Below are 7,315 nucleotides of genomic sequence, written 5' to 3'. Positions count from 1 at the left end.
CTTCTTACACGGTGACCCGGACCAACCGATTATCACCGGCCGCACGTATCATGCGACCAATGTGCCGCCTTATACCTTGCCGGCACACAAAACCAAGACGGTTTGGCGCAGTGAAAGCCACCAAGGCGAGGGCTACAACGAACTCACGTTCGAAGACCAATCGGGCAGTGAGCAAGTGTATTTACACGCACAAAAAGACTGGCACACCGAGGTAGAAAACGACTGTGTGACTGAGATAGGTAATGACAACCACCACCAGGTACACAACGACCAATTTCATCGTGTGATGGGCAATGCGCATCATACCGTGGAGGGAGAGAGCCGCCAGTACACCCAACAAGACCAAACCCTGATTGTTGACGGCTCGCTGCATGTCAAAGCTGGCCAAGTGTGGGTGAATGACGCCAGTAACGAAATTCACATCAAAGCCGGTCAAAAAGCAGTGATTGAGGCGGGAAGTAGCATCACCGTCAAAGCCGGTGGCAGCTTTGTCAGCATAAATGGCGGCGGTGTTCACCTTGTGGGCCCAGCGATTAACCTCAACTCAGGCGGCAGCCCCGGTGCAGGCAGTGGCTATGCCGGCAAAGTCGCCGCCCTGCCATTTGGGGTGGAGTCGCCAGAGAGTCCCGATCCTTTACCCCTGCAGCTTTCGCCTGCGACCCTAAAAGTGGCATCGGTGGCAAACCTTCCTGTGCTGAAATTGTGCCAACGACAATTCGATGGTTCATGCCCTCGTCAAGATTGTCCGTGTTTGCAGGAAGAGGGATAAGTGTATGGCAACGCATTATTGGCTTCTCGTTGATGCAGTAAGGATCAGTGATGCCGCGCAACTGATTCAAGAACACTTTAGTGTCCAGCAAATACTGCCCCTATATGCAGGCACTCCCTTTGAGTATCTGCTTGAGCAAAGCCCTTATTTGGTGAATATGGGATCGGATATCGCTAACGTTGAGACATGGCGCACACTGTCTTATTTTGATACCAGCTCGGTAATATTTGCAGTGGATGACAAAACCTGTGCAGATGATTTTATTACGCACTTACAAGCGATGTTGAAGATAGAAGTTGCTGGTCAAGTTTTATGTTTGCGCTTTCAAAGCCAACGATTTTGGGATGCTGTTTTAGCACAAGCTAATACGGACGATATCGCGCAATGCTTGGGGCCTAGCAAAGGGGTGTTTTGGTTTAACTCAGACGATGTGCCTGTGTGCCTATATAAGCCAAATCCATTTACGCCCGTTGAGGGCGAACAACAAGATTCCGTTTTTAAGCAGTGGGTGTGACATGAAAGAATACAAAATAACGAAAGGTGACTGCTTAAGTCTGATTGCTGAAAAGTTTGATGTTTCTACCGAGGACCTTCTCAAGCTGAACAGCACGCAAATCAAAGATCCCGACTTTATCTATGCTGGAGATACGCTAAAGATAGAGCTGCCGGAACCTGCCAATACGGAGGCCTCTCGCGAATCATTTAAAAAGGCACCAGAAGCGCCTGCTACGGAACAAGAGTGTCAAATCGCTGATTTTGTCGACATCTTATATGTGCCAGCGCATCCTAAGACGGGTGAAAAATGCTGGTACGCAGTGACACAAGAGGCCAAGGACCTTATCGAAGAAGAAAAAGTCCTAATGCAGGATGCCGTTGTTGAAGGCGACTACAGCACCACATTAGCAAATATCAATCAGCTTGGCATTATGTCTAAGTTTGCCACACGCCCTCATGAAGAGTTCATGGATGACGAAGACAAAGAACTCTATACCACCATTCTGCCACTACGTTTAGTGGTACAAACAAAAGCCTATTATAAATCTGCGGATCCTCAAGGGTTTCTAACCCAGGCACTTGAGGAGCTTGACTTAGCGTTTGATGATATTGTTCAGCAAGAGACTCGACGAGAAAATGCTGAAAGAAATGCACTGTATTATGGCGGTAAGTTTCAATCTCTTGCGCCTCAAGACAGAAGTGGCAACGCAAATTTTGACAAATTGGTCGAAGAGCGTGTCCGCACTTTTATATTGAATGCCATTGACGAACGCATTACCGAACTGGAAGAGAAAGCGGAAAGAAATGCTGGTGATATTAATTCAGATGATGGGACTAAGTTTGTATTTAGCGAAGACCACCAATACTTCACATCACGAAGAGAAGAGCGGATTAAAAGAGCGTGTAACCTTATCTACGACTATATCGATGGTCTGGATCTGGCTAAAAGGCCACACCAAGCGGCGATACGTGAGCTTAACGAGCTAGCGGAAGATGGTTTTCTTCCCGGTTTCAAGCTACTCAACCAAGAAGGTATTGTTTTTAAAGAGCAATGCTTGACGTTGGAGCAACTAGAGGGAGATGTCGGTGTTGCGGCGGGACCTCAAGTATTACGCAATCTGGGTGACGACTGGCGGACATCACCAGAACCAATTTCAATCGAGAAGACTGAGCTAATCGATAGCTTATACCAAGAGATAACAGGTAGCACTGAAATAAATGATAGCCTAAACATTGCAAGCCTTGTTAATGATGTCAATAAAGCCGCGTGGTCGTATTATCCAGCTAAGGCATTGATACACCTTATCGACATGACGATAACCGAACATCAAAATGCTTTGAATCAAATACTGGGTCAGAGCCAAGGAACACCGCTTGATAAGCTTTTTAATAAACTATTAACGATAAAGTCGATAGCGCAGAAAAGAATAGAGCATTTAAAAAGCTTGGCTAAACAAGCGGCTCAAAAAGGCCCTAACCAGCTTAGATTCTTTTTTGCCGATGCTGAAAGGAAAGAGCTGGCACCCGATCTTGTATTAGTGTGGGATAGAAAAGATCACCAGCCCAATAAAAAAGGTGTAAGTGCCTTTGTCAACGATGCGGGGCTCAGCGATATTCAGCCAGTTGAGTGCAGTTTTTTATCCACAGGGCAAGTTTTTTACCTGCGTGGACCAGAGTGGTATATGCCTTGCGATAAGTCAGATCCATTCTATACCAAGGCAGCTTGCCATGTTGATTTCATCACTGATCGTATTACGTTTGCATCTCCTCAGACGGGCGGTGGGAATATCGTTGGTGTAAATAGTGTCACTGATGCATTAAAAGAGTTAAGAAAAACAAGTGTGCAAGTGAGCATAGCCCCGTTAAAAACGCAATCTCAATTCGACACTGTGTTTTGGCAAGACAGTTACCACGCTCAAGAAGGCAATATCGAGGGTTTAAACGAGCCTGCTTATGCGGAAGATGCCGGAGCACAATTTCTTCGTTTTACAGCAAAGGGAGAATCAGCACTTAACCTTCCGCTATCAGGCTATTCAGATCTAATCAAGGATCCTCGCCAAGTGGGGGCGAGTGGCAATATTTCGGCTAAGTTGGCGCTTTTGCAAGGACAAATGAGTATTTGTCTGTGGTTACCAGAAGGAGAGCAAAACAATACCTTGGGTGAAAATGCATCAGCGTCATCAGCTAGGGGTTATGCGGTGACGCTTTTCTATACCGATGATAAAGGTGAAGAGTTCAGCTACGATGTTGGCGCGTTAATGGCACGTATAACCGGTTCAGTCTATGGATTAGTTGGTGCGACGTGTCAGTTAGGGAGTAGCATTACTGTCGGCCCTAGTGACATAGATAATGGGCTAGGGGTACGTGGCAGCACCGTTACTCCGTTCGATCCCAATGTCCATCGAGTTGAGAATATGACTGGTGCAACGCAACAAGACCTAGTGAATAGCCAGGTCGCAGCGGAGGCAGGTGTAACGGTAGATGCTTTTGCCGGAGTAGAAGTAGGCGGTGCCTTGGGGGCGGACGTTTTCTGGGTACCACCTAATGCTCGAGTTCCTAAAACCTTAGGTACGATTAAGGGTGAATTTTCGGCCGCGTACGGCGCAGGTTTTCACAGTGAATTCCGTATTGCTTTTCAGGCCGGCGTCCTAGTGATCATCGCGTCTGCGCGCCTAGTAGTTGGTGGCGGGTGTAAGGGCACCTTGGGCATCGAATTAAATGCGATCAATAGTGATGACTTTATCGACTGTCTACTTGGCGTGCTTAAGCAAAGTAACTTCCGCCGCTTATCTGTGTTTGGTGATGTAGATGAAAACGGAATAAATGATGATTTTAATACCCTTAACGACATCGCGACGATAGCTATTGGTTTGGGCCTATCTTTTTCCAAGGTATTACTCATGCCACCAAACCTGTGGGCATCGTACAAAAAGAATGTCATAAGCAAAGAATATGCTCCGTTCTTATCGAGAAGCCTAACAGGAGATAATGCCCCTAATGCGAGAAAATGGATTATAAAACTACCTCCTGAGACACTCGCTAACTTGATCGCAGCATTACTGAAGGCTCAGACTGAGGCAACTTCTGAGGGTAGTGCCCAGTTTGTTAATCGTCGACAGGCTCAAGCTATTTTGAATATTATGGAGTGGTTAAGCAAAGATAAAACTAACCAAGAAGACGACGAATCATATGCCAGTCAGCGGCAATGGAAAGAAACATTGATCATAATGGCCGATCTCCATGCAGGAGCAGATAAACCCCAACAGTGGGAAGGGTTTAGAAAAAGCTGGTATCAGATAGCAAGGTTCATAGTAAGAGTGACAGCAGGAGAGCGAAACGCAAGCGTCATATATAACGCCTTTGATGAAGCATCTAAAAATCTTTGCGGTAGGATGGTAATTACTAGTTATCAAGAAAAAATTGATACTCATCGTTTGGGTCTAGCCATCCGCAAAAGGTATCGCGCTTACGCGCGCTCAGTAGTTGTCAACCCTATTTTAGTTAAAGGGGATAATGTTGAACTTGATTCATATGACAACGGTGCTGATGAAAATATAGCGTTAGAACCGGAAGAAAACGAAAAATTAATTAATTGGAGTTTGGGCGATGTCGGTTTGGAATAAAATTAAAAAGGTGGTTTTAGCACTACTGGTAATTGTGTCTATAACTTCCTGTAAAAAAGAAGAAGTGGAAAAAGAAATTAATATAGAAGAGGACATCCCTTTGTTTAAAAACTTTGTCGAAGAAAATATCGATAAAGTATCGAATGACCCATATATATCGAGCACAGTAAAGCCTGATGATGAGATGTATGACTTGATGCTAATGCTGCAGCGTGGTGATTGGAGTCAAACAACTTGGGATGAGATGGACTCTCTGATGAAAAAGGGCGTAGAGAATGCCAAAATAATCTATGCACGTACAAAAATAGATGAGATTTATAAACGAAGTGAAGCCACTGCTATATTGACTGAATTGATGAGAAAAGGGAACCCTTATGCGACTTACTGGCTATCTAGTAAAAGTAATTTATGCCTTTCTTATCTTTCATCAGAACATTTTGGCAATAAAGTAGCAAAAGAACTTGGTTTAGATACCTCTTACGAAAATAAATATTGCACCGAGGAAATCTATCAAAAAGCGGTCGAGGGGTTTAAAAGACTTGCAGCGGAAGGCGACCTTCATGCTCAGTACTTCTTGCTAAAAGAAAAAGGTCTTGATAAATCTGTGGAAAAACGTGAAGAGTACATAAAAGAAGTTATTCGATTTGCCAAGTATCACTATTATAAGCCTCTAATGGATTACTACTATAATATAACTAAAGTAGAAAATGGAAAAACAGTTTTTTACTCACCTAGATCAGAGCGACAGGTGAAAAAATTGCTAAGAATAGCAGCTAATAATAACTATATCCCGGCTTTTGTTTTTTTGATTGACAAAAATACTCCGAAAGATGATTTCCTTTATAATAGGTTAAAAAAGCTTGGAGCATGGCATTATTTTTGGGCTAAACCGTATTATAAGGAAAAATCTTTAAACCCAAAGGAACAATATTGTGATGCGAAACTATATAAGGCTATTTTCGGTGATCGATTTTTTGGTGGGAGGTATGAAGGTAAAATAGATATGAGCAATATAAAATGTAATATTAGTGAACAGTTGAATAGTGTAGAACCTATGATCTACATTGATTATTTCACCAGAATTGATGATTGGAGTAGAGGTTACTAATACATTTATATTTTATTACTTCTGTTACATTTATACATTAGCTTCATACTGCTTTTATATCCCGCCCAGTGAGTGTTATAACACTCGCTGGGCGGTAGCATTTCTTAGCTAAACTTTATGGTATCTGTCAGCCTAGACACAACTATCCGCTGGACACAGCCCTATGATGCGTCATAAAACGATTATCCAAGTTATACTGTTAAGTTTATCGATGAGTATCCTCACCGGTTGCAAAGAAAAGGCGATCAACCCTGAAGATGATATTCCTTTATTCAAAGACTTCATTGAGGCGAACATTGATAAAGTTGTCGATGATCCCTATATATCGAGTACAGTAAAGCCTGATGATGAAATGTATGACTTGATGCTAATGCTGCAGCGTGGTGATTGGAGTCAAACAACTTGGGATGAGATGGACTCTTTGATGAAAAAGGGCGTAGAGAATGCCAAAATAATCTATGCACGTACAAAAATAGATGAGATTTATAAACGAAGTGAAGCCACTGCGATACTGACTGAATTGATGAGAAAAGGGAATCCTTATGCGACTTACTGGTTATCTAGTAAAAGTAACTTATGCCTTTCTTATCTTTCATCAGAACATTTTGGCAACAAAGTAGCAAAAGAACTTGGCTTAGATACTTCTTATGAAAATAAATACTGTACCGAGGAAATTTACCAAAAAGCAGTCGAGGGGTTTAAAAAACTCGCAGCGGAAGGCGACCTTCGTGCTCAGTACTTCTTGTTAAAAGATCAAGGCCTTGATGAGTCTGTTGGAAAGCGAGAGGACTACATTAAAGAAGTCATTCGATTCGCAGAGGCGCATTACTATAAGCCATTGATGGATTATACCGACTCATTGCAAATGCAGACAAATAACGGATTCGTCTTTCGCTCAAAAGAACTAGAAAAATTAGCGTTCGATCTTTTTAAGGTTGCAAGTAATAACAATTACATCCCAGCCATGGGAACGGTAATGTACTATGACGAAGATAATCGAGAACTATATGAAAGGATGAAAAAAGTAGGAGGTAGCTACTATTTTTTAGCGATGGCACTAGACAGAGCTGATGAGCTTAATAATAAAGAAAAATATTGTCATGCGTTATTGTATGAAAAGTTGTTCAATGACAACCGTTATTTTGTTTATTATGATGATTGGCCAAATAAGAGTGATTACGATGAAAGCATCTGTAATATAGAAAAAGAAATCGCTGAGATGAAGCCAATGATTTATATCGATTACTTCACTAGGATCGATAACTGGGGGCGAGGCTAAATTTCTGCTGACACTTTAGCCAATTGAAAGGTTGCTTACTA

General features: G+C 42.7%; 5 protein-coding genes. All 5 read left to right on the top strand.

Annotated features, from left to right (window positions below):
* A partial coding sequence (locus tag BZJ19_RS17135; RefSeq protein WP_420876440.1) for a bacteriophage T4 gp5 trimerisation domain-containing protein occupies positions 1-769 on the top strand: 769 nt, incomplete at its 5' end.
* 4 nt (positions 770-773) lie between these two features.
* Positions 774-1,283 (top strand): DUF4123 domain-containing protein, encoded by a 510-nt coding sequence (locus BZJ19_RS13955; RefSeq protein WP_157891204.1) that lies wholly within the window; start codon positions 774-776, stop codon positions 1,281-1,283.
* Position 1,284: 1 nt separating this feature from the next.
* On the top strand, positions 1,285-4,887 hold the full coding sequence (locus BZJ19_RS13950; RefSeq protein WP_157891203.1) for a LysM peptidoglycan-binding domain-containing protein: 3,603 nt from the start codon (positions 1,285-1,287) through the stop codon (positions 4,885-4,887).
* The gene (locus BZJ19_RS13945; RefSeq protein ID WP_077676085.1) at positions 4,871-5,995 is read left to right on the top strand and encodes a hypothetical protein; all 1,125 of its coding nucleotides are present in this window, start codon (positions 4,871-4,873) and stop codon (positions 5,993-5,995) included. Before BZJ19_RS13950 ends, BZJ19_RS13945 begins: the two co-directional genes overlap by 17 nt.
* A 211-nt stretch (positions 5,996-6,206) precedes the next feature.
* Positions 6,207-7,274 (top strand): sel1 repeat family protein, encoded by a 1,068-nt coding sequence (locus BZJ19_RS13940; RefSeq protein ID WP_131826410.1) that lies wholly within the window; start codon positions 6,207-6,209, stop codon positions 7,272-7,274.
* The last annotated feature ends 41 nt before the right edge of the window (positions 7,275-7,315 follow it).

This window comes from Salinivibrio proteolyticus, assembly GCF_001996165.1.
GTDB classification, from domain to species: Bacteria; Pseudomonadota; Gammaproteobacteria; order Enterobacterales; family Vibrionaceae; genus Salinivibrio; species Salinivibrio proteolyticus.
Note: the sequence above shows the minus strand (reverse complement) of the source record. Positions and strands in the feature narration are given on the sequence as shown.

Excerpts from the sequence above, each read along its gene's own strand:
- BZJ19_RS13955 (WP_157891204.1), top strand. The coding sequence starts at position 774 with ATGGCAACGCATTATTGGCTTCTCGTTGATGCAGTAAGGATCAGTGAT.
- BZJ19_RS13950 (WP_157891203.1), top strand. The coding sequence starts at position 1,285 with ATGAAAGAATACAAAATAACGAAAGGTGACTGCTTAAGTCTGATTGCT.
- BZJ19_RS13945 (WP_077676085.1), top strand. The coding sequence starts at position 4,871 with ATGTCGGTTTGGAATAAAATTAAAAAGGTGGTTTTAGCACTACTGGTA.
- BZJ19_RS13940 (WP_131826410.1), top strand. The coding sequence starts at position 6,207 with ATGAGTATCCTCACCGGTTGCAAAGAAAAGGCGATCAACCCTGAAGAT.